20 protein-coding genes are annotated in these 21,400 nt (G+C 74.3%); 16 read left to right on the forward strand and 4 right to left on the reverse strand.

What is annotated here, in order from left to right; translation table 11 throughout:
- The first annotated feature begins 44 nt into the window (after positions 1–44).
- The 6 genes from AB0O91_RS01930 (at position 45) to AB0O91_RS01955 (ending at position 7,139) form a co-directional block, all read left to right on the forward strand.
- On the forward strand, positions 45–1,523 hold the full coding sequence (locus tag AB0O91_RS01930; protein ID WP_363427164.1) for an NAD(P)/FAD-dependent oxidoreductase: 1,479 nt from the start codon (positions 45–47) through the stop codon (positions 1,521–1,523).
- A 98-nt stretch (positions 1,524–1,621) separates the two neighbouring features.
- Positions 1,622–2,530 carry a dihydrodipicolinate synthase family protein gene (locus tag AB0O91_RS01935; protein WP_363427165.1) on the forward strand — a complete coding sequence of 303 codons (909 nt, stop codon included), beginning with the start codon at positions 1,622–1,624 and terminating at the stop codon, positions 2,528–2,530.
- A gap of 86 nt (positions 2,531–2,616) precedes the next feature.
- Entirely contained in the window at positions 2,617–3,621 is a 1,005-nt protein-coding gene (locus tag AB0O91_RS01940; protein ID WP_363427166.1) for a proline racemase family protein, read from the forward strand.
- A 37-nt stretch (positions 3,622–3,658) separates the two neighbouring features.
- Positions 3,659–5,023 carry an aldehyde dehydrogenase family protein gene (locus tag AB0O91_RS01945; protein ID WP_363427167.1) on the forward strand — a complete coding sequence of 455 codons (1,365 nt, stop codon included), beginning with the start codon at positions 3,659–3,661 and terminating at the stop codon, positions 5,021–5,023.
- On the forward strand, positions 5,023–6,102 hold the full coding sequence (locus AB0O91_RS01950) for a proline racemase family protein (protein ID WP_363427168.1): 1,080 nt from the start codon (positions 5,023–5,025) through the stop codon (positions 6,100–6,102). The genes AB0O91_RS01945 and AB0O91_RS01950 overlap by 1 nt, the downstream gene beginning before the upstream one ends.
- 155 nt (positions 6,103–6,257) lie before the next feature.
- Positions 6,258–7,139, forward strand: a complete 882-nt coding sequence (locus AB0O91_RS01955; RefSeq protein WP_363427169.1) for an ornithine cyclodeaminase family protein — start codon at positions 6,258–6,260, stop codon at positions 7,137–7,139.
- 4 nt (positions 7,140–7,143) lie between these two features.
- Here the strand turns inward: AB0O91_RS01955 and AB0O91_RS01960 are convergent, their stop codons facing one another.
- Complete coding sequence (locus tag AB0O91_RS01960) at positions 7,144–7,476, reverse strand: hypothetical protein (RefSeq protein ID WP_363427170.1); 333 nt, start codon at positions 7,474–7,476, stop codon at positions 7,144–7,146.
- A gap of 224 nt (positions 7,477–7,700) precedes the next feature.
- On the opposite strand from AB0O91_RS01960, the gene AB0O91_RS01965 reads away from it, so the two are divergent.
- Both AB0O91_RS01965 and AB0O91_RS01970 read left to right on the forward strand, forming a co-directional pair.
- On the forward strand, positions 7,701–8,411 hold the full coding sequence (locus AB0O91_RS01965) for a GntR family transcriptional regulator (protein ID WP_363427171.1): 711 nt from the start codon (positions 7,701–7,703) through the stop codon (positions 8,409–8,411).
- 101 nt (positions 8,412–8,512) lie between these two features.
- Positions 8,513–9,151: a Uma2 family endonuclease gene (locus AB0O91_RS01970; RefSeq protein ID WP_363427172.1), complete on the forward strand. Its 639-nt coding sequence runs from the start codon at positions 8,513–8,515 to the stop codon at positions 9,149–9,151.
- On the opposite strand, the gene AB0O91_RS01975 is transcribed toward AB0O91_RS01970, so the two are convergent.
- Together AB0O91_RS01975 and AB0O91_RS01980 are read right to left on the reverse strand one after the other, a co-directional pair.
- Positions 9,148–9,831 carry an ABC transporter ATP-binding protein gene (locus tag AB0O91_RS01975; protein ID WP_363427173.1) on the reverse strand — a complete coding sequence of 228 codons (684 nt, stop codon included), beginning with the start codon at positions 9,829–9,831 and terminating at the stop codon, positions 9,148–9,150. The two genes, AB0O91_RS01970 and AB0O91_RS01975, sit on opposite strands and share 4 nt — an antisense overlap.
- On the reverse strand, positions 9,828–10,904 hold the full coding sequence (locus AB0O91_RS01980; protein ID WP_363427174.1) for an ABC transporter permease: 1,077 nt from the start codon (positions 10,902–10,904) through the stop codon (positions 9,828–9,830). The genes AB0O91_RS01975 and AB0O91_RS01980 overlap by 4 nt, the downstream gene beginning before the upstream one ends.
- Before the next feature lie 165 nt (positions 10,905–11,069).
- Here AB0O91_RS01980 and AB0O91_RS01985 point away from each other — a divergent pair, with 165 nt between their 5' ends.
- From AB0O91_RS01985 to AB0O91_RS01995, 3 genes are all read left to right on the forward strand, one after another.
- Positions 11,070–12,278: a sensor histidine kinase gene (locus tag AB0O91_RS01985; protein WP_363427175.1), complete on the forward strand. Its 1,209-nt coding sequence runs from the start codon at positions 11,070–11,072 to the stop codon at positions 12,276–12,278.
- Positions 12,275–12,901: a response regulator transcription factor gene (locus AB0O91_RS01990; protein WP_363427176.1), complete on the forward strand. Its 627-nt coding sequence runs from the start codon at positions 12,275–12,277 to the stop codon at positions 12,899–12,901. The genes AB0O91_RS01985 and AB0O91_RS01990 overlap by 4 nt, the downstream gene beginning before the upstream one ends.
- An 81-nt stretch (positions 12,902–12,982) precedes the next feature.
- Positions 12,983–14,005, forward strand: a complete 1,023-nt coding sequence (locus AB0O91_RS01995; protein ID WP_363427177.1) for a nitronate monooxygenase — start codon at positions 12,983–12,985, stop codon at positions 14,003–14,005.
- 65 nt (positions 14,006–14,070) lie between these two features.
- On the opposite strand, the gene AB0O91_RS02000 is transcribed toward AB0O91_RS01995, so the two are convergent.
- On the reverse strand, positions 14,071–15,519 hold the full coding sequence (locus AB0O91_RS02000; protein WP_363427178.1) for an aminopeptidase P family protein: 1,449 nt from the start codon (positions 15,517–15,519) through the stop codon (positions 14,071–14,073).
- 153 nt (positions 15,520–15,672) lie between these two features.
- Here AB0O91_RS02000 and AB0O91_RS02005 point away from each other — a divergent pair, with 153 nt between their 5' ends.
- From AB0O91_RS02005 to AB0O91_RS02025, 5 genes are read left to right on the forward strand one after another with little or no spacing between them, the layout of a single operon-like run.
- A complete protein-coding gene (locus AB0O91_RS02005) occupies positions 15,673–17,424 on the forward strand; it encodes an ABC transporter substrate-binding protein (RefSeq protein ID WP_363427179.1) in 1,752 nt (583 codons plus the stop codon).
- A 14-nt stretch (positions 17,425–17,438) separates the two neighbouring features.
- Positions 17,439–18,401 (forward strand): ABC transporter permease, encoded by a 963-nt coding sequence (locus tag AB0O91_RS02010; RefSeq protein ID WP_363427180.1) that lies wholly within the window; start codon positions 17,439–17,441, stop codon positions 18,399–18,401.
- Positions 18,398–19,384, forward strand: a complete 987-nt coding sequence (locus tag AB0O91_RS02015) for an ABC transporter permease (protein WP_363427181.1) — start codon at positions 18,398–18,400, stop codon at positions 19,382–19,384. The genes AB0O91_RS02010 and AB0O91_RS02015 overlap by 4 nt, the downstream gene beginning before the upstream one ends.
- Complete coding sequence (locus tag AB0O91_RS02020; RefSeq protein ID WP_363427182.1) at positions 19,384–20,379, forward strand: ABC transporter ATP-binding protein; 996 nt, start codon at positions 19,384–19,386, stop codon at positions 20,377–20,379. The genes AB0O91_RS02015 and AB0O91_RS02020 overlap by 1 nt, the downstream gene beginning before the upstream one ends.
- On the forward strand, positions 20,379–21,353 hold the full coding sequence (locus AB0O91_RS02025) for an oligopeptide/dipeptide ABC transporter ATP-binding protein (RefSeq protein WP_363427183.1): 975 nt from the start codon (positions 20,379–20,381) through the stop codon (positions 21,351–21,353). Before AB0O91_RS02020 ends, AB0O91_RS02025 begins: the two co-directional genes overlap by 1 nt.
- The last annotated feature ends 47 nt before the right edge of the window (positions 21,354–21,400 follow it).

Genomic DNA, 21,400 nt, shown 5'->3' on the forward strand with positions numbered 1-21,400 from the left:
CGTTCGCGTCGCCGGAGGCTTCTGGGGTGCCTGAGGGGTCAGGGGTGTCGGGGGCGTTCGAGGCGTCGGGGGTCTTCGACCTCGCCGTGGTGGGTGCCGGGCCCGCGGGGCTGGCCGCCGCCGTCACCGCCGCCGACCTCGGGCTGCGCTGCGTCCTGCTCGACGGCGGGCAGCGCAGCGGCGGGCAGTACTACCGGCACCCGGCGCCGGGTCTCGGCGCGGCCCGCCCGGACCGGCTGCACCACGGCTGGTCGGTCTACACCGGGCTGGCCGAGCGGCTGGACGCCCACGAGCGCTCCGGGCGGGCGGTGTTCCGCGGCGGCCACCAGGTGTGGGCGCTGGAACGGACCGGGCGGGGCTTCGCGGTGCACGTCACCCGCGGGCCGGAGGCCGGTGACCGGGCCACCGTCCGGGCCCGGACCGTCCTGCTCGCCACCGGGGCCTACGAACGGCAACTGCCCTTCCCCGGCTGGACCCTGCCCGGTGTGGTCACCGCGGGCGGCGCCCAGGCCATGCTCAAGGCCGGGCTGGTGCTGCCCGGCCGGCGGATCGTGGTGGCCGGCAGCGGGCCGCTGCTGCTCGCGGCGGCCTCCTCACTGGTCACCGCCGGGGCCGAGGTCCCGGCGGTGGTCGAGGCGACGGCCTACCTCGGGTACGCCCGGCGCCCCGGCGTGCTGGCGGCCGTCCCCGCCAAGCTGGTCGAGGGCGCCGGGCACGGCCGGGCGCTGCTGCGGCACGGCGTCCGGCTGCGGCCCCGCAGCGCGGTGGTGGAGGCGCACGGGACGGACCGGGTCACCGCCGTCACGGTCGCCCGGCTGGACGCCGACTGGCGGCCGCTGCCCGGCACCGGACGACGGATCGAGTGCGACGCGCTCGCCGTCGGCCACGGGCTGCTGCCGCAGATCGAGCTGGCCGTCGAACTCGGCGCGGCCACCGTCGCCGGGGCGGACGGCGCGGTCGCGCTGCGGGTCGACGCCCGGCTGCGCACCTCCGTCCCCGGCCTCTGGTCCGCGGGGGAGACCAACGGCGTCGGCGGCGCGGACCTCGCGCTCGCCGAGGGGGAGTTGGCCGCGCACGCGATCGCCGGGGACCTCGCCGGCCGGGCGGCCGCGGGGGAGCGGCCCGGGCGGTCCCTGCTGCGCCGCCGCGCACGGTTGCGGGCCTTCGCCGCGCTGATGGCGGCCGCGCACCGGCCGGGGCCCGGCTGGACCGGGTGGCTGCGGCCGGACACCGACGTGTGCCGGTGCGAGGAGGTGCCGGTCGCGCGGATCCGGGAGGCGGTGGAGGAACTGGGCGCGGGCGACCCCCGGACCGTCAAGCTGCTCACCCGGGCCGGGATGGGCTGGTGCCAGGGGCGGATGTGCGGCCCGGCCGTGGCCCGGCTGTCCGGTGCGGACGAGCCGGGGGCGGACCGGCGGCCGTTCGCCTGCCCGGTGCCGCTCGCCCAGCTGGCCGCGGGGGCCGACGGGGCCGCCTCCGTCGCCGTCTCGGCGGATCCGGGTCCGTCGGCCGAGGCCGATTAGGGCCGCTCGGGCCCTATCCGCCGAACGCGCGGGCAGGGGACTCTTGTCTCCGGCCCGTCTCCTCTAATAAAATGTCACACCTCACCAAGGAGTACACCGTGTCCATCACCCCTCGTGACACCACCCGCCCCTGGCGCGGCATCATGGTCGCCACCACGATCCCGCTGCGCCCGGACCACTCCGTCGACTACGACGCCTACGCCGAGCACGTCCGCGGCCTGATCGAGGCCGGTTGTGACGGCGTGGTGCCCAACGGCTCGCTGGGCGAGTACCAGACGCTCACCGCTGAGGAGCGCGCCCGGATCGTCGAGGTGGCGGTCGAGGCGGCCGGCGACGGCGCCCGGGTCATGCCCGGCGTCGCCGCGTACGGCAGCGCCGAGTCCCGCCGTTGGGCCGAGCAGGCCGCCGAGGCCGGGGCCGGCTCCGTGCTGCTGCTGCCGCCGAACGCCTACCGGGCCGACCACGGCTCGGTGCGCGCCCACTACGCCGAGGTCGCCAAGGCCGGCCTGCCGGTCGTCGCGTACAACAACCCGATCGACACCAAGGTCGACCTGGTGCCCCCGCTGCTCGCCCAACTGCACGGCGAGGGCTCGATCGTGGCGGTCAAGGAGTTCACCGGGGACGTCCGCCGGGCGTACGAAATCGCCGAGCTGGCCCCCGGGCTGGACCTGCTGATCGGGGCCGACGACGTCCTGCTGGAGCTGGCGCTGGCCGGGGCCGTCGGGTGGATCGCCGGGTACCCCAACGCGCTGCCGGAGGCCTCGGTCGCGCTCTACGACGCCGCCGTCTCGCTGGACCTGGAGACCGCGCTGCCGCTGTACAAGTCACTGCACTCGCTGTTCCGTTGGGACTCGAAGACCGAGTTCGTCCAGGCCATCAAGCTCTCCATGGACATCGCCGGCCGCCCCGGCGGCCCGGTCCGGGCGCCGCGTCAGCCGCTGCTCCCGGAGATCGAGGCGGTCGTCCGTGCGGCCACCGAGAAGGCGCTGGCCGAGGGGCTCGCCTGACCGCCTGAACCCCCGGGCCGGCTGTGCGGGCAGCCGGCCTCGACCGAACCATTCGCGGAACCTTTCTCAGAGGGAGTTGTGAGGCCATGCGGAGCCGTCACGTGTTCCACGCCGTCGACTCGCACACCGAGGGCATGCCGACCCGGGTCATCACCGGCGGCTTCGGCGTCATCCCCGGTGCCACCATGGCCGAGCGCCGGGTGCACTTCCAGCAGCACCTGGACCACTTCCGCACCCTGCTGATGTACGAACCGCGCGGGCACGCCGCGATGAGCGGTGCCGTCCTGCAGCCGCCCACCCGGCCGGACGCCGACTTCGGGGTGCTCTACATCGAGGTCTCCGGGCTGCTGCCGATGTGCGGGCACGGCACCATCGGGGTCGCCACCGTGCTGGTCGAGACCGGGATGGTGCCGGTGGTCGAGCCGGTCACCACGGTGCGGCTGGACACGCCCGCCGGGCTGGTCGTCGCCGAGGTGCGGGTCGAGGGCGGTGCCGCCAAGGCGGTCACCATCCGCAACGTGGCCTCGTACTCCGTCGCGCTGGACCGCAAGATCGAGGTGCCCGGCTACGGCACGGTCGGCTACGACCTCGCGTACGGCGGCAACTTCTACGCCATCCTGCCGCTCGCCGAGTTCGGGCTGCCCTTCGAGCGCGAGCGCAAGCAGGAGATCCTGGACGCGGGCCTGGCCCTGATGGCCGCCGTCAACGCGGGCCCCGACCGGCCGGTGCACCCGGAGGACCCGTCGATCCACGGCTGCCACCACGTCCAGCTGCTCGCCCCCGGCTCCACCGCCGAGCACTCCCGGCACGCGATGGCCATCCACCCCGGCTGGTTCGACCGTTCGCCCTGCGGTACCGGCACCTCGGCGCGGATGGCGCAGCTGCACGCCCGCGGCGAACTGCCGCTCGGGCGCGACTTCCGCAACGACTCCTTCATCGGGACGACCTTCACCGGGCGGCTGGTCGAGGAGACCGAGGTCGCCGGGCGGCCCGCGGTGGTGCCCACCGTCACCGGGCGGGCCTGGGTCACCGGCACCGCCCAGTACTTCCTCGACCCGGACGACCCGTTCCCGGCGGGCTTCCTGCTCTGACGATTGATCTCGAACCTGTGTGGAAGGGCTGGTAGTCGTGAGCATCACCTCGTACAACCCCGCTGATCCGACCGACCTGGTGGTCGCGGTCGAGGCGCCCGGCGCCGAGGCCGTGCGGGCCGCCGTCGGACGGGCCCGGGCCGCCCAGGGCGGCTGGCTCGCGGCCGGGGCGGGGGCCCGGTCGGCGGCGCTGGGGCGGATCGCGGAGGCGGTCGAGGCGCACGCCGGGGAGCTGGCCGCGCTGATCGTGCGCGAGGTCGGCAAGCCGCTCGCCGAGGCGCGCGGCGAGGTCGCCCGGACGGCGGCGATCTGGCGGTACTACGCGCAGGCGCCGTACGTGCCGTCCGGGGCGGTGCACGAGACGGCCGCCGGGCCCGGACTGCTGCTCACCCGGCGGCGCCCGTACGGGGTGGCCGGGCTGATCGCGCCCTGGAACTTCCCGCTGGCGATCCCGAGTTGGAAGGCCGCGCCGGCGCTGGCGGTCGGCAACACCGTGGTGCTGAAGCCGGCGCCGGAGGCGACCGCGTGCGCGCTGCGGCTGGCCGAGCTGGCCGGCCTGGCCGGCTTGCCCGCGGACGTGCTCACGGTGCTGCCCGGCGGCGCCGAGGAGGGCGCGGCGCTGGTCGACGCGGTGGACGTGGTGTCCTTCACCGGTTCGACCGGTGTGGGGCGCGAGGTGGTCCGGGCCGCCACCGGGCGCGGGGTCCCGGTGCAGGCCGAACTCGGCGGCCTGAACGCCGCGTTGGTGCTTCCGGACGCGGACATCGAGCTGGCCGCCGGGCACATCGCGGCCGCCGTGGCCGGGTACGCCGGGCAGAAGTGCACCGCCACCAGCCGGGTGATCGCGGTCGGTGCGGCGTACCCGCCGCTGCGCGAGGCGCTGGTCAAGGCGCTGGCGGCGGTCGACGACGCGGTGTGCGGACCGGTGATCAACGCCGCCGCGCGGGAGCGGCTGACGCTCGCCGTCGACTCGGCGGTGGCCGCGGGGGCCGAACTGCTGGCCGGTGGCGGCGTGCCCGAGCGGACCGGCTGGTACGTCGAACCGACCCTGCTCGCCGACGTGCCGGCCGAACACCCGCTGGCCCGCGAGGAGTTCTTCGGCCCGGTCGCGGTGCTGCACCGGGCGGCCGACCTGGACGAGGCGATCGCGCTCGCCAACGACACCCCGCACAGCCTCGCCACCTCGGTGCACACCCGCAGCCTGGACGCGGCGCTGGCCGCCGCCGACCGGCTGGACGCGGGCATGATCCGGGTCAACGCCCCCTCCAGCGGCGTCGACTTCCACCTGCCCTTCGGCGGGGCCAAGGGCGCGAGCCACGGCGACCGCGAACAGGGCCTGGCCGCACTGGACTTCTACACCGTCAGCCGTACCGTCAGCGTGCTGCCGGGCGGGACCGCCTGATGGGCGCCCGCGCCGAGCACCGTGCCGAGCACCGCGTCGAGCACCGCGCCGAGCACCGCGTCGACACCGTCGACTACCACACGGCCGGCGAGCCGTTCCGGATCGTGCTGGGCGGGCTGCCCCCGATCCCCGGCGACAGCGTCGCCGAGCGCCGGGCCATCGCGCTCGGCGCGGGGGGCAGCGCCACCGCGCCCCGGCCCGGCGCGCTGGACAGCGTGCGGCAGCTGCTCGTCCGGGAGCCGCGCGGGCACGCCGGGATGTACGGCGGCTTCCTGGTGCCGCCGGACGACGAGGCGCACCTGGGCGTGCTGTTCTGGCACAAGGACGGCTACTCGACGGCCTGCGGGCACGGCACCATCGCGCTCGGCGCCTGGGCGGTGGACTCCGGGCTGGTCCCGGCCCCCCTGGACGGCACGGCCCGGGTGCGGATCGACGTGCCCTCCGGGCGGGTCACCGCGCTGGTGCACCGGGCCGGAGGACGCACCACCGGGGTGACCTTCCGCAACGTGCCCAGCCGGGTCAGCGCACTGAAGCTGCCGGTGACCACCTCGCGCGGGGTGGTCGAGGTCGCGGTGGCGCACTCCGGGGCGTGCTACGCCTCGGTGCCGGCCGCTGCCCTCGGGCTGGCGGTGGAGCCCGGACAGCTGCCCGAACTCACCGCCGCGGGGCGGGAGATCAGGGAGCTGCTGGCCGACGCCGAGGCGGTCGTCCACCCGACGGACCCGCTGCTGTCCGGGGTGTACGGAGTGGTGCTGTACGACGAACTCCCCTCCGAGGGTGGTGAGTTGCGGCAGCGGAACGTGACCGTCTTCGCGGACGGGCAGATCGACCGTTCGCCCTGCGGCTCCGGCACCTCGGCCCGGCTCGCCGTGCTCGCCGCCGAGGGACGGCTCGCCCCGGGGGAGGTGCTGCGGCACGAGTCGATCATCGGCACCGTGTTCACCGGGCAGGTCCTCGCCGGCGGCGACCCGCTGGCGGAGGGCGTGGTCACCGAGGTCGGCGGGACGGCGCACCGCACCGGGGAGCACCGGTTCCTGCTGGAGTCGGGGGACTCGCTGGGGACGGGGTTCCTGCTGTGACCGCCTCCGTGCCGTCCGGTTCCGTGCTGCCCGGTTCCGTGCCGGCTGGTTCCGTCCTGCCCGGTTCCGTGCCGGCTGGTTCCGTCCTGCCCGGTTCCGTGTTGCCCGGCGCGGCGGCTGAGCCGCTCCAGTACGCCGTGCCGGGAGTCGGCGGAGTGGGGCCCGCCGACGCGGTGCGGGCGATCGAGCGGGTGTTGCTGGACGGGTTCGACCCGGAAACGGCACCCGCCCGGTCGGCCGTACCGGTACCGGCCGGCGAACTGCTGCTGATGCCGGCCGCCGCCGGGCCCTTCGCGGGCGTCAAGATCGCCGGGGTGGCGCCGGCCAACCCGCCGCTCGGACTGCCCCGGATCACCGGCAGTTACCTGCTGCTGGACGGGCCCACCCTGCAGCCGCTGGCCGTCCTGGACGGCGCGGCCCTCACGGCCCTGCGCACGCCCGCCGTGACGGCGGCGGCGCTCGCGCGGCTTGCGGTGCCGGAGGCCGAGCACCTGGTGGTGTTCGGCTCCGGGCCGCAGGCGTACGGGCACCTGGACGCGCTGCTGGCCGTCCGGCCGCTCCGGCGGGTCACGGTGGTGGCACGCGACGCCGGGCGGGCCGCCGCGCTCGCGGCGTACGGGCGCGGGCTCGGACTGGCGGGTACGGTGGGCGGGCCGGAGGCGGTGGCGGCGGCGGACCTCGTGGTCTGCTGCACCACGGCGCGCACCCCGCTGTTCGACGGTGCGCTGGTGCCCGGGCACGCGGCCGTCGCGGCGGTCGGCTCGCACGAGCCGGCCGCCCGCGAGGTGGACGAGGTGCTGGTCGGACGCGCCGAGCTGTACGTGGAGGCGCGCGGCGTCGCGGCCCGGGAGGCCGGGGACCTGCTGATGGCCGGGGTGGTCGGACGGCAGGTGTGGAACCTGGCCGAGTTGGTGCGCGGCGACGCGCTGGTGCCGGTCGGGCGGCCGCGCTTCTTCAAGAGCGTCGGGATGGCCTGGGAGGACCTGGCGGTGGCGGCCGAGGTGTACCGGGCCGGACGGGCCCGAGCTGCTTCCTGATGGTCTAGTCGCCGTAGCAGCTGAGCCAACTGCCGGGAATGGCAGCGCAGTTGGCGAGCAGGTTGCGCAGGTCGCGGACGGCTGCGCGGTGCCGCCCGGTGGTGCAGCGGGCGAGCAGGGCGGTCGCCTCCTCGAAGGCGGCGGCCGCGTCCTGCTCGTTGAAGTGGGTGTCGCCGTACGGGTCGATCCGGCGGAGCCGGTGCTCGGTGGGGCGGGCGTGCTCGGCCAGGGCCTCGGCGAGGGCCTGGCCGTGGTCGGTGGAGAGGTGCAGCACCGTCGGGGCGGTGCGGCGGCCGGTGTTCGGGCGGCCGTCGTGCAGGGCGAGTTCGATGCCCATGTCCGTTGCTCCTGGTGCCGGGTCGGCGGGTCGTGTGGCCGGAGTCGGCGCGGAGGCTCCGGGGGTGTGGGCAGATCGTGTGCCGTCGGCCGTTGTCACGGTCGACGGCCGCTGCCACGATGGGCAGCGGTGGGCTTGACGAGGCGTCCGGATCCCGGGTTGTTGCGCGCTCAACGTAACGTGACATTGTACGCTGGTGTTCTGCACCCACCCGGAGGAACACCATGGCCGAGCTCAAATCCCGCACCCTGATCTCCGTGCAGGAGCGGCTCCGCGACCAGGTCGCCCACGCCCTCCGGGCGGCCCTCATCTCCGGCGAACTGCGCCCCGGCGTCGTCTACTCCGCGCCCGCGCTCGCCGCCGACTTCGGCGTCTCGGCGACCCCCGTCCGCGAGGCCATGCTCGACCTCGCCCGCGAGGGGCTGGTCGAGGCCGTCCGCAACAAGGGCTTCCGGGTCACCGAGCTCACCGAGCGCGACCTCGACGACTACACCGGGATCCGCGCCCTGATCGAGGTCCCGACCGTCGGCCTGGTCACCCGGACGGCGACCGGGGAACAGCTGGAGCGACTGCGCCCGCAGGCCGAGGCGATCGTCGCGGCGGCGCGCAAGCACGACCTGATCGGCTACCTGGAGGCCGACCGGCAGTTCCACCTCGACCTGCTGGGGCTCGCGGGCAACGCGCGGCTGGTGGACGTCGTCGGGGACCTGCGCAAGCGGTCCCGGCTGTACGGGCTGAACCGGCTGGACGAGCTGGGGCAGCTGGTGTCCTCGGCGGAGGAGCACGTGGAGCTGCTGGACCTGATGCTCACCGGCGACGCGGAGGCGGCGGAGGCCTGCATGACGCGACACCTCAGCCATGTGCGGTCGCTCTGGGCCGGCCAGGACGAGGCGGCGGAAGCCGAGCGGCCGGCCCTGCGGCTGCGGGCGCGGTAGGGGGCCAAACCACCCGTTCGGGTGAAGAGTGGGAAGCGGGGGTCGGAGGGCGCTCGCGTCCTACGATGATGTTCTCGACATCGGCAGTCAGGAGGAACTCCATGTCCGCCGCAGCAATGGAAGGGCCCTTTGGGTACGAAGAGTCCTTCGAGTGCACCGCCGAAGTGCCCGAGAAGCGGATGACGCTGCTCGATGCCGCAGAGCTCATCTCCAAGCGGCTCGTGGGACACCGGGTCGAGATCTTTGGAGGTCAGATCACAGTGACGCCGCCACCTGACGGCCAGCACGGTGACGCCCTCACCACCATCAGCGTCCCGTTCATCATGGCGGGGCTCCATGGTCGGACGACCCGAGTGATCCAAGGGATCGGGCTCAGGCTGCCGGGTGGGCCTTCGGACTTCGCCGTCCCGGACCTGTCGCTGGTCGATGCCGACTACGCCGACCACTGGACCGGACACAACTGCTACGACCCCGTGATCTTCAGGCTCGTACTGGAGGTGACGTCGTCGAACCACTCGGCCGATCTGAAGGTCAAACCGACGCTGTATGCCGAGGCGGGAGTCCCCGTCTACGTGATCGTGGATCGGAAGAATCTGAAGGTCATGGTGCTGACCGAGCCCGAGGACGGCGAGTACCGGGTCCATGCCGTCCACCACCCCGGGCAGTCGTTCCTGCTGCCTGCCTCGGTCGGGGCGTCGGTGACGCTCGTGGTGGACGACATGCTCATCGCGAAGAGCTAGGCCACCGCCGCCGGCACGGTGAGGCGGCCGTCGTGGACCTCGGCGATCTGGTCGACGGCCGTCAGGTGGGTGCGGTCGTGGGTGACCAGGACGGTGGCCGTCGCCCGGCGGTGGGTGAGGTCGGTGATCAGGTCCAGGACCGCCGCGCCGCGTTCGTGGTCGAGGGCGCTGGTGGGCTCGTCGACGAGCAGGACGGTGGGGTCGTTCATCAGGGCCCGGGCGATGTTCACGCGCTGGCGCTGGCCGCCGGAGAGCTGGTGGGGGCGGCGGGCGGCCTGGTCGCGCAGGCCGACGGCGTCGAGGAGTTCGAGGGCGCGGGTGCGGGCCGCCCGGGGGTCGCGGCCGTCGAGGTGGGCCATCACCTGGAGCTGCTCGGCGGCGGTGAGCGAGGGCAGCAGGTTGGCCTGCTGGAAGACGATGCCGACCCGGCCGCGGCGCAGCGCCGTCAGGTCGGCGCGGCTGAGGCCGCCGGTGTCGGTGCCGTCGACCACGACCCGGCCGGAGTCCGGGGTGATCAGGGTGGCGGCCACGGCCAGCAGGCTGGACTTGCCGGAGCCGGAGGGGCCGACCACGGCGGTGATGGAGCCCTTGGGGACGGTCAGCGAGACCTCGTCCAGGGCGGTCAGCCGGTCGTCGCCGTCCGGGTAGGTGAGGGTGATGCGGTCGAGTTCGAGGCTCATCGGGCGCTCCCCAGGGCGGTCAGCGGGTCGACGGAGGTGATCCGGCGGACGGACAGGGCCGCGCCGACCGCGCCGAGGGCGATCATGACGAGGGCGGGCAGCAGGACGGTCGGGGCGTCCAGGACGAAGGGGACGGCGGAACCGATCAGCGCGCCGAAGCCGGTGGCGATCGCGGTGCCGACGGCCGTGCCGAGCACCAGCAGCAGCACCGCCTGGCCGAGGGCGTCCCGGAGCAGGTAGCGGGTGGAGGCGCCGAGGGCCTTCAGCACGGCGATGTCACCGCTGCGCTGGATCGTCCAGACGGTGAAGAAGGCGCCGATCACCAGGGCGGAGATGGCGAACAGGAAGCCGCGCATCAGCTGCAGCGAGCCGTTCTCCGAGGTGTAGGAGCCGATCGCGGCGAGGGCGTCGTCCCGGGTGCGGGTCACCGTGCCGTGGCGGGCGTCGGCGGCGGGGAGGTCGGCTCCCTTGGCGGTGTGCAGGGCGATGACGGTGGCGTGGCCGGCGCCGCCGGGGGTGAACTGCTGCCAGTCGGTGAGACTGGTCCAGACCACCGGGGTGTGGCTGTACGCGGCGTCGCCGTCGACGGCGGCGACCCGCAGCGGGTGCCCGCCCAGGGTGAAGTCGGCGCCGGCGGTGAGGTGGCCGAGCTTCTCGGCGGCGGTGCCGGAGAGCACGGCCAGGCCGGGGGCGATCCGGCCGCCCTGCGGGGCCAGGCCGGAGCCGTCCGGGACGCCGAAGGCGGACAGCGCGGCGGTGCGGGTGCCGGCGGCGGCCTTGGTGGTGGTGATGCCGAGCGGCTGGGCGGAGGTGACGCCCGGCTCGCGGGACCAGGCCTGCCACTGGTCGGGGGTGAGCTGGGAGTCGGTGAAGGAGAGCTGCTGCCCGTCGGCGGGCTTGGCGAACACCAGGTGGTCGGCGGGCAGGCCGGTGATCGCGGAGATGTTCTGCCGACCGAGCCCGGCGGTCAGGCCGGACAGCAGGCCGACCAGCACGGTGATCAGCACGATGACGGATCCCATCAGGGCGAACCGGCCCTTGGCGAACCGGAGATCCCTCCAGGCGACGAACACGGCGGGCCTTCCTGCGGCAGGGGGACTGGTGACCCTGCCAACACTCCCCGGACCGGGGTGCCCCGGGCATCGCGCCGGGGTTTGCTTCCTGGGCATCGAAGGGCAGAGGCGGAGTTCAACCTTTTGATTGATGCCGCCCGCCGGGGCGGAACCTAGGCTGGAGGGATGGCGACCGAACGCTCCAGAACCACCTCCGTCGCCCGCGTCCTCCAGGTCTGCCTGCACCTGCTCGTGGCGGGCCTGCTCGCCCTCGCCGTCGCCCGCGCCGTCCTCACCGGGCGGGGTGACGGCGACCCGGCGGCCGTCGCCGCCGCGGCCTCCGCGATGGCCGCCGTGTACGCCGTCGGGCCGAAGCTGGCCGCCGTGCACCGCTCCCGCCGGGGCGCCGCGCTCTGGCTGGCGCTGCTCGGCGTCACCTGGGCGGGCCTGCTGGTCGCCACCCAGGACGCGGTGTGGCTGGCGTTCCCGCTGTACTTCCTGGAACTGCACCTGCTCGGGCGGCGCGGCGGGCTGACCGCGGTGGCCCTCACCGCCGCCGGGGCGATCGCCGCCTGGTCCTGGCACCAGCACGCCTTCAACGCGGCCGCGGCGATCGGGCCCGCACTCGGCGCCGCCGTCGCCACCGCGACCGTGCTCGGCTACCAGGCGCTGTACCGGGAGAGCGAGGAGCGGCGCGGGCTGATCGACGAGCTGACCGCCGCCCGCGCCGACCTCGCCGCCGCCCACCACGCGGCCGGGGTGCTCGCCGAGCGCGAGCGGCTCGCCCGGGAGATCCACGACACCCTCGCGCAGAGCCTCAGCTCGATCCAGCTGCTGCTGCGGGCCGCCCAGCGGGCGTTGCCCGAGCGGACCGAGGCCGCCGCCGGGTACGTCGAGCAGGCCCGGCAGGCCGCCCAGGACAACCTGGACGAGGCCCGGCGGTTCGTCCGGGCGCTCACCCCGCCCGCCCTGGACGGCGATCCGCTGTCGGTCGCGCTGGAGCGGCTGTGCGCGACCACCGCGGCGCACAGCGGTCTGCCCGTCCACCTGCACGTCTCCGGGGACCAGGTGCGGCTGCCGGCCGCGCAGGAGGTGGCGCTGCTGCGGATCGCGCAGTCGGCGCTCGGCAACACCGTGCGGCACGCGCAGGCCTCGCGGGCCGAGGTGACACTCAGCTACATGGAGGGCGAGGTGGCGTTGGACGTGTTCGACGACGGGGCGGGGTTCGACCCGCTGGCGGTGGCCGGCCGCACCGGCGGGGAGGGCGGCTTCGGGCTGCCCTCGATGCGGGCCCGGGCCCGGGCGCTCGGCGGCAGCTTCACCGTGGAGTCCGCGCCCGGCGAGGGCACGGCCCTGGCGGTGCAGCTGCCGATCGGTCCGGAGGCCGGGTCGTGATCCGGCTGCTGATCGCCGACGACCACCCGGTGGTGCGGGCCGGGCTGCGGGCGGTGCTGGAGAGCGAACCGGACTTCGCGATCGTGGCGGAGGCGGCCACCGCCGAGCGGGCCGTCGAGCTGGCGGCGGAGCCGGGCGTGGACGTGGTGCTGATGGACCTGCAGTTCGGGCCCGGTTCGGCGATGAACGGGGCGCAGGCGACGGCGGCGATCACCGCCCGGGCGGGTGCGCCGCGGGTGCTGGTGGTCACCACCTACGACAGCGACGCGGACACCCTGCCGGCCCTGGAGGCGGGCGCCACCGGGTACCTGCTCAAGGACGCGCCGCCGGAGGAGCTCGCCCAGGCCGTCCGGGCGGCCGCGGCGGGACGCAGCGCGCTGGCGCCGAGCGTGGCCGACCGGCTGCTGGAGCGGATGCGGACGCCCGCCGCGGCGCTCAGCGGCCGGGAGACCGAGGTGCTGGGGCTGGTCGCGGACGGGCTGACCAACCAGCAGATCAGCCAGCACCTGCACCTGAGCCAGGCCACCGTGAAGTCTCATCTGGTGCACATCTACACCAAGTTGGGGGTGGACTCGCGCACCGCGGCGGTGCGGGAGGCGCGCGGGCGGGGCCTGATCCGCTGAGCGGGCGGGGCCGGTCCGCGCGCCGGGGCCGGGCGTAGGGTGGGGGTGTTCCGTGCCCGCGGCAGTGTGAGGAGCACCCCGATGACCGTCCGTCTCGCCGACCTGGCCGTTCCGGTGATCGGCGCCCCGATGGCGGGCGGCGCCTCGACGCCCGAGCTGGTGGCCGCGGTGAACCGGGCCGGCGGACTGGGGTTCCTGGCGGCCGGGTACCGCAGCGCCACCGGGATGGCCGAACAGATCGCCGCGGTACGGAAGTCGACCGACCGGCCGTACGGGGTGAACCTCTTCGTGCCGGGCCCGCCCGGGGATCCGGCGGCGGTGGCCGGCTACCGGGAGCGGCTGCGGCCCGAGGCCGAACGGTGGGGGGTGGCGCTGCCGGAGCTGATCGGGCCGGACCGGGACGACTGGGAGGCCAAGCTCGCCGCGCTGCTCGCCGACCCGGTGCCGGTGGTCTCGTACACCTTCGGGCTGCCGACGGCCGGGGAGGCGGCCGCGCTGCGCGGCGCCGGCATCCTCCAGGTGGGCACGGTGACCACGCCGGAGGAGGCCCGCGCGGCGCAGGCGGTCGGGCTGGACGCGCTGTGCGTGCAGGGGCCGGAGGCCGGCGGGCACCGCTCCACGCACCGGACCGCGGACCGGCCCGGCGAGCTGCCGCTGCTCCAACTGCTGCCCGCGGTAAGGGCGGTGACCGCGCTGCCGCTGATCGCGGCCGGCGGGCTGGGCGACGGCCCGGCGATCGCGGCGGCGCTGCGGGCCGGGGCCGACGCGGTGCAGTTGGGCACCGCGCTGCTGCGCTCCGACGAGTCCGGCGCCTCGGCGGCCCACCGGGCCGCGCTCACCGAGCTGCCGGAGACCGTCGTCACCCGGGCCTTCACCGGCCGCCCGGCCCGCGGTCTGCGCAACGCCTTCATCGACCGCCACGGCCCGTACGCCCCGCCCGCCTACCCCGAGGTCCACCACCTCACCGCCCCGCTGCGCGCCGCCGCCACCCGCCGCGCCGACACCGCCGCCATGCACCTCTGGGCGGGCACCGCCCACCACCTGGCCCGCACCGGCCCGGCGGAGACGATCGTCACGGACCTGTGGCGGAGCGCCCGGGCGTGAGCGGACGCACCGTGCGGCAGGGGGAGCGGACGGTCAAGGTGGCCTGATCGTCCGCCCCCGGTCCGTCAGCCCAGCAGGTCGGCCATCCAGGACTCGACGGCCGGGGCCGTGCGGGGGAGGGCGGCGGACATCAGGTGGGCGCCGTCCTCGGTGATGACCAGGTCGTCCTCGATGCGGATGCCGAGGCCGCGGAGTTCGAGGGGGAGGGTCTCGTCGTCGGGCTGGAGGTAGAGGCCCGGTTCGACGGTGAGGACCATGCCGGGTTCCAGGGTGCCGTCGAGGTAGCGGTCGGCGCGGGACTTGGCGCAGTCGTGGTAGTCGAGGCCGAGCATGTGGCCGCTGCCGCACAGGGTGTAGCGGCGGTACAGGCCGTTGTCCTCGGCGAGGGCCTGCTCGGCGGGGATGCGCAGGACGCCCCAGTCGGCGAGGCCCTCGGCGATGACGCGCATGGCGGCGCGGTGGAAGTCGCGGAAGCGGGCGCCCGGGCGCAGGGCGGCGATGCCGGCGCTCTGGGCGGCCAGGACGAGGTCGTAGGCCTGGCGTTGGACCGGGGTGAAGGTGCCGCTGAGCGGGAGGGTGCGGGTGATGTCGGCGGCGTAGAGGGTGTCGGTCTCGACGCCGGCGTCCAGCAGGAGCAGGGAGTTCGGGTCCAGGGCGCCGTCGTTGCGGATCCAGTGCAGCACGCAGGCGTGGGCGCCGGAGGCGGCGATGGTGGTGTAGCTGGTGCCGTTGCCCTCGGCGCGGGCGCGCAGGTCGAAGACGCCCTCGATCCAGCGTTCGCCGCGGTGGTGGCGCAGCGCGGTGGGCAGGGCGCGTACGACGTCCTCGAAGCCGGTGACGGTGTGGTCGACGGCGAGTTGCAGCTGTTCGATCTCCCAGGTGTCCTTGACCAGGCGCAACTCGGAGAGAACGGCGGCGAGTTCGGCGTCCTGGGGGAGGGCGCCGCGGCCGGTGGCCCGGTCGACGGCCGGGTCGGTGCCGGCCAGCACCCGGGTGGGCGGCTGCGGTCCGTCGAGCAACGTCCCCAGGTCGTCGAGGTGTTCGGTGCGGATGCCGGTGAGCCGGGCGGCCTCGGCGAGGTCGGGGCGGCGGCCGACCCAGAACTCGCCGTAGCGGCGGTCGCGGTAGAACTCGCCGCCGCTGCGCGGGGAGCGGGGGTGGACGTGCAGCACCGGTTCGTGGCCCTCGGGGCCGGCGGGTTCGAGGACCAGGACGTGGTCGGCCTGGTCCTCGCCGGTGAGTCCGGTGAGCCAGGTGTAGGCGCTGTGCGGTCGGAAGCGGTGGTCGAGGTCGTTGCAGCGGACCTTGAGGCGGCCGGCCGGGATGACCAGCCGCTCGCCGGGGAAGGCGGCGGAGAGCCGGGCGCGGCGGCCCGGGAACCGGTCGTGGCCGGGGACGCGCCGGTCGGCGGGGAGCGGGGTGGCGGCCCAGCCCGCGCCCATGAAGGCTGCCAGGGCGGGGGAGACCGGGAGGTCGTGGCTCCCGGTGTTGAGGCCGGTCTGCGGGTGGGTCACCGGTGAACTCCTAAGCGGGGCGGGGGAGGTGGGGCGCACGGACACAGCTGGGTAACGGCCGGTGTCACCTCTTGTGCAGTGCAATTTCACATTACTATGTTACGGGTCACACAGCGGAGCGGCCGGAGCAGGCCCCCCACAGCGGAGTTGCACATGACCAGGCGCACCCATGCCGCTCTCGCGGCTGCCCTCGCGGCGACCCTCACCCTCGGCCTCGGGGCCTGCAAGAACGACAAGAGCGACGGCGGCAGCGGCGCCGCACCGGCCGACAGCCACGGCCCGGGCGCCGCGTCCGGCTCGATCGTCGGCGGCACCCCGGTCAAGGGCGGCACCCTGACCGTGCTGTCCAACCAGGACTTCGCCCACCTCGACCCGGCCCGCAACTGGACCATGCCGAACATGGACTTCGGCATCCGGCTGCTCTACCGCACCCTCGTCACCTTCAAGGCCGAACCGGGTGCGGCGGGCAGCGAGATCGTCCCCGACCTCGCCACCGACCTCGGCCGGTCCGCCGACGGTGGCCGGACCTGGACCTTCACCCTCAAGGAGGGCCTCACGTACGAGGACGGCACGCCGATCAAGTCCGCCGACGTCAAGTACAACGTCGAGCGCTCCTTCGCCCCCGACCTCACCGGCGGCCCCGACTACGCCCAGCAGTACCTGGCCGGCGGCGAGAACTACAAGGGCCCGCTGAACGGCGAGCACCTGTCGAGCATCGAGACCCCGGACGACCGGACCATCGTCTTCCACCTCAAGCGCCCGGTCGCCGAGTTCTCGTACACCGCGACCCTGCCGACCTTCTCCCCGGTGCCGCAGTCCCAGGACAAGGGCACCCAGTACGACCTGCGGCCGTTCTCCTCCGGCCCGTACAAGATCGAGACCTACGACCGCGGCAAGCAGCTGGTGCTCGTCCGCAACACCCACTGGGACCCGTCCACCGACCAGGTCCGCAAGGCCTACCCGGACCGGATCGTGGTCACCCAGGGCCTCAAGGGCGGCCAGGTGGACGACCGGATCATCGCCAGTGAGGGTGCGGACGCCTCCTCGATCGAGTGGATGAACCTGCGCCCCGAGTCGGTGTCCAAGGTGCTGCCCAAGGCGGACGTGAAGTCCCGGCTGATCGCCGAGCAGCAGGGCTGCACCGACATGCTCTACCCCAACACCTCCAAGGCGCCCTTCGACGACCCCAAGGTGCGCGAGGCGCTGATGTACGCGGTGGACCGGGACGCCCAGGTCACCGCGAACGGCGGCCCGGCCATGGGCGACGTGGCCACCTCCTACCTGCCGCCCGCGCTCGCCGGCGGCGCCAAGCTGGACCCGCTGAAGATCCCCTCGACCGGCGACCCCGAGAAGGCCAGGCAACTGCTCAAGGAGGCGGGCAAGGCCGACCTCAAGGTCTCGCTGACCGTCTCCTCCGGCGACAAGACCCGGGCCGAGGCGCTGCAGCAGTCGCTGTCGAAGGTCGGCATCCAGGTCACCATCAACACCGCCGACCCGTCCGTCTACTACGACACCGTCGGCGACACCAAGAACGCCCCCGACCTCGCCATCCTCGGCTGGTGCCCGGACTACCCCTCCGGCGCGACCTTCCTGCCGATGGTCTTCGACGGCCGCACCATCAAGGAGAAGGGCAACCAGGGCAACGTCGAGCAGTTCCGCGACCAGGCCACCTCGGACCGGATCGACCAGATCAACGCGATGACCGACGTCACCGAGGCCAACAAGGCCTGGCTCCAGCTCAACGACGACCTGCTGAAGAAGGCGCCGACCGTGCCGCTGCTGTGGCAGCGCCGTCCGCTGCTGGCCGGCACCAACATCGCCGGCGCCTTCGGCAGCCCGGTGTGGACCGGCCAGTGGGACTTCGCCACCATCGGCCTCAAGGACCCCGCCAAGGGCCAGGGCTGAGGGGTCGTCCGACGATGAGTACCACCACTGAGCCCGTCGCCGTGGACGACGGCGCGGCGGCGGGGCCGGCGAAGGCCGCCCGACGAGGCCCCTGGCGACTGGTCCGGGCCCAGCTCTGGGCCAAGGGCTCGGCCCGCTTCGGCCTGGTCACCGTGGCCCTGCTGGTCCTGCTGACGGCCCTGGCCGACCCGCTGAGCGCGCTCGGCGGATGGACGCCCGAGGAGTTCGACAAACGGGCGATCGACCCGTACCTGGGCGGCCAGCCGATCGGCGACTTCGGCGGGATCGGCACCCGGCACTGGCTGGGGGCCGAACCCGGCACCGGGCGCGACCTGTTCGCCCGAGTGCTGCACGGCGGCCAGGTCTCCCTGCTGATCGCCTTCGTCGCGACCGCCGTGGTCGTGACGACCGGCACCCTGGTCGGGATCGCGGCCGGCTACTTCGGCGGCCGCACCGACGCCGTGCTCTCCCGGCTGATGGACCTCACGATGTCCTTCCCGTCGCTGATCTTCATGATCTCGATGATGTCGGTGGCCAAGGACGCCAACCGGATCCTGCTGATCACCCTGGTGATCGGCCTGTTCACCTGGCCCGGCATCGCCCGGGTGGTGCGCGGCCAGACCCTCTCGCTCAAGCACCGCGAGTACGTCGAGGCGGCCAAGGTCGGCGGCGCCCGTCCCTGGCGGATCCTCACCCGGGAGATCCTGCCCAACGTCTCCGGCCCGATCATCGCCTACACGACGCTGCTGGTGCCCGGCATGATCGCCACCGAGGCGGCGCTCAGCTACCTCGGCGTGGGCGTGCGCCCGCCCACCCCGTCCTGGGGCCAGATGATCGCGGAGAGCATCAGCTTCTACGAGACCGACCCGACGTACTTCCTGATCCCGACGGTCTTCCTGTTCCTGGCCGTGCTCGCCTTCACCCTGCTCGGCGACGCGCTGCGCGACATCCTCGACCCCCGGGGAGGCCGGTCGTGATCCTCTACCTCGGCCGACGCCTGCTCGCCGCGCTCGGCATCCTGCTGGCGATCTGCGCGATCACCTTCACCATCTTCTACCTGCTGCCCGCCGACCCGGCGGTGGCCGCGTGCGGCAAGACCTGCAGCCCCGAACGGATCGCCGAGGTCAAGGCCGCGATGGGCCTGGACAAGCCGGTCCTGGACCAGTTCCTCACCTACGTCACCGGCATCTTCGCCGGCCGCGACTACGGCACCGGGGCGAGCGCCACCCACTGCTCCTTCCCCTGCCTCGGCTACTCCTACGAGTACTCGCTGCCGGTGTGGAACCTGCTCACCGACCGCCTGCCGGTCTCCGTCTCGCTGGCCCTCGGCGCGTCGGTGCTCTGGCTGCTCCTCGGCCTCGGCGCGGGCGTCACCTCCGCGCTGCGCAAGGGCGGTGCCACCGACCGGACGCTGATGGTGCTCTCGGTCGGCGCCGCCTCGCTGCCGGTCTACTTCACCTCGATCATGCTGATCTGGGGCGTCGTACGGACCGCCGGCCTGCTGCCCTACCCGGCGTACCACCAGTTCACCGACGACCCGGCCGGGTGGGCCTCCAACCTGCTGCTGCCCTGGATCGCGCTGGCCCTGCTGTACGCGGCGATGTACGCCCGGCAGAGCCGCAACTCGATGATCGAGGCGATGGCCGAGCCGTACATCCGCACCGCCCGCGCCAAGGGGCTCCCGGCGCGCACGGTGACCGTCAAGCACGGGCTGCGCTCCGGGATGACACCGATCCTCACCCTCTTCGGCATGGACCTCGGCGGGCTGCTGGCCGGCGCCGTCATCACCGAGTCCATCTTCGGCCTGCCCGGCGTCGGCCGGCTCTTCTACGACGCGCTGGTCCGCTCCGACCAGCCCGTCATCCTCGGCGTCACCCTGCTCGCGGCCTTCTTCATCGTCGCGGCGAACCTGCTGGTCGACCTGCTGTACGCGTTCGTCGACCCGAGAGTGAGGTACTGATGGCCCTCCTGGAGGTGGCAGACCTCGGGGTCTGCTTCGACACCCCGCGCGGCACCGTCCGGGCCGTGGACGGCCTCTCCTTCGCGGTCGAGGCCGGGCGCACCCTCGGCCTGGTCGGCGAGTCCGGCAGCGGCAAGTCCGTCACCTCGCTCGCCGTCATGGGCCTGCACCGCGGCGCCGCCGTCACCGGCTCGATCCGGCTCGACGGCCGGGAGCTGAACGGCCTGGGGGAGCGGGAGTTGGGCACCGTGCGGGGCCGGCGGATCGCGATGATCTTCCAGGACCCGCTGTCCAGCCTGCACCCCTTCTACACCGTCGGTGAGCAGATCGCCGAGCACTACCGGGTGCACTTCAAGGCCGGTCGCAGGGCCGGGCGGGCCCGGGCCGTCGAGATGCTGGCCGAGGTCGGCATCCCGGAGCCGGCCCGCCGGGTGGACGAGTACCCGCACCAGTTCTCCGGCGGCATGCGCCAGCGCGTCATGATCGCCATGGCGCTCGCCTGCGAACCCGAGCTGCTGATCGCCGACGAGCCGACCACCGCGCTGGACGTCACCGTCCAGGCGCAGATCCTCGACCTGATCGCCCGGATCCAGCAGGAGCGCGGCCTCGGCGTCGTGATGATCACCCACGACCTGGGCGTGGTCGCCCGGGTCGCCCACGAGGTGCTGGTCATGTACGGCGGCCGGGCCGCCGAACAGGCCCCGGTGGACCGGCTGTTCGCCCGGCCCGCGCACCCGTACACCCGCGGCCTGCTGGACTCGCTGCCGCGCCTGGACGACACCGACGACGCCCCGCTGCGGGCCATCCCCGGCAGCCCGCCGTCGCTGCTCGCCCCCGCCCCCGGCTGCTCCTTCGCCCCGCGCTGCGCCCGCACCACCGCCGCGTCCGCCGAGGAGCACGCCCGCTGCCGGGCCGAACGACCCACGCTCGGCCCGCTCGCCCCCGGCCACCAGGCCGCCTGCCACCTGCCGTTGGTGCCGGAAGGGGTGTCGTGATGACCGAACCGCTCTTGTCGGTAAGGGACTTGGTGAAGACCTTCGCCGGGCGGCGGAGCCGCACCGGCCGGGCCGGCGCGCCGATCCGGGCCGTCGACGGGGTCAGCTTCGACCTCGGCGCGGGCGAGACGCTCGGCCTGGTCGGCGAGTCCGGCTGCGGCAAGTCCACCACCGGGCGGATGATCGTCCGGCTGCTCGACCCGACCGCGGGCACCGTCACCTTCGACGGCACCGAGATCGGCGGGCTCCCGCAGCGCCGGCTGCGGCCCCACCGGCGGCACCTGCAGATGGTGTTCCAGGATCCGTACTCCTCGCTCAACCCCCGGCAGACGGTGGCCCGGATCATCTCCGAGCCGCTGCTGGTCCAGGGCGGGAGTGCGGCGCAGGCGCGCACCCGGGCCGCCGAGCTGATGGAGCTGGTCGGGCTGATCCCCGAGCACCTGGACCGCTACCCGCACGAGTTCTCCGGCGGCCAGGCGCAGCGGATCGGGATCGCCCGCTCGCTGGCCACCTCGCCGAAGCTGGTCGTCGCCGACGAGCCGGTGTCCGCGCTGGACGTCTCCATCCAGGCCCAGGTGGTCAACCTGATGGAGCGGTTGCAGCGCGAGCTGGGGCTGGCGTACGTGTTCATCGCGCACGACCTCTCGGTGGTGAAGCGGGTCTGCGACCGGGTCGCGGTGATGTACCTGGGCCGGATCGTCGAGATCGGCGACAAGGCCGAGGTGTACGGCAGTCCGGCGCACCCGTACACCCGGGCGTTGCTGTCCGCCGTGCCGCTGCCGGACCCGGCGGCCGAGCGGGCCCGGGAGCGGATCGTGCTGCTCGGCGATCCGCCGAGCCCGGCGGCCCCGCCGCCCGGGTGCAGCTTCCACCCGCGCTGCCCCAAGGCGCAGGAGGTGTGCCGGACGGAACGGCCGCTGCTGCGGATCGTCGGGACGGGTGGGCGGGAGGCCGCCTGCCACTTCCCGGGGTAGCTCCTTCAAGCCCCCGGTCGGGCGCGGCGGGGAACCTCACGAGGGCC

This window comes from Kitasatospora sp. NPDC089797 (assembly GCF_040684795.1).
Classification (GTDB): domain Bacteria; phylum Actinomycetota; class Actinomycetes; order Streptomycetales; family Streptomycetaceae; genus Kitasatospora.

Bases quoted from the DNA above. Each gene is read 5' to 3' on its own strand.
- AB0O91_RS02005 (WP_363427179.1), top strand. From the start codon at position 15,673: ATGACCAGGCGCACCCATGCCGCTCTCGCGGCTGCCCTCGCGGCGACC.
- AB0O91_RS01995 (WP_363427177.1), top strand. From the start codon at position 12,983: ATGACCGTCCGTCTCGCCGACCTGGCCGTTCCGGTGATCGGCGCCCCG.
- AB0O91_RS02025 (WP_363427183.1), top strand. From the start codon at position 20,379: ATGACCGAACCGCTCTTGTCGGTAAGGGACTTGGTGAAGACCTTCGCC.
- AB0O91_RS01985 (WP_363427175.1), top strand. From the start codon at position 11,070: ATGGCGACCGAACGCTCCAGAACCACCTCCGTCGCCCGCGTCCTCCAG.
- AB0O91_RS01950 (WP_363427168.1), top strand. From the start codon at position 5,023: ATGGGCGCCCGCGCCGAGCACCGTGCCGAGCACCGCGTCGAGCACCGC.
- AB0O91_RS01965 (WP_363427171.1), top strand. From the start codon at position 7,701: ATGGCCGAGCTCAAATCCCGCACCCTGATCTCCGTGCAGGAGCGGCTC.
- AB0O91_RS01970 (WP_363427172.1), top strand. From the start codon at position 8,513: ATGTCCGCCGCAGCAATGGAAGGGCCCTTTGGGTACGAAGAGTCCTTC.
- AB0O91_RS01940 (WP_363427166.1), top strand. From the start codon at position 2,617: ATGCGGAGCCGTCACGTGTTCCACGCCGTCGACTCGCACACCGAGGGC.
- AB0O91_RS01975 (WP_363427173.1), bottom strand. From the start codon at position 9,831: ATGAGCCTCGAACTCGACCGCATCACCCTCACCTACCCGGACGGCGAC.
- AB0O91_RS02020 (WP_363427182.1), top strand. From the start codon at position 19,384: ATGGCCCTCCTGGAGGTGGCAGACCTCGGGGTCTGCTTCGACACCCCG.
- AB0O91_RS02010 (WP_363427180.1), top strand. From the start codon at position 17,439: ATGAGTACCACCACTGAGCCCGTCGCCGTGGACGACGGCGCGGCGGCG.
- AB0O91_RS01960 (WP_363427170.1), bottom strand. From the start codon at position 7,476: ATGGGCATCGAACTCGCCCTGCACGACGGCCGCCCGAACACCGGCCGC.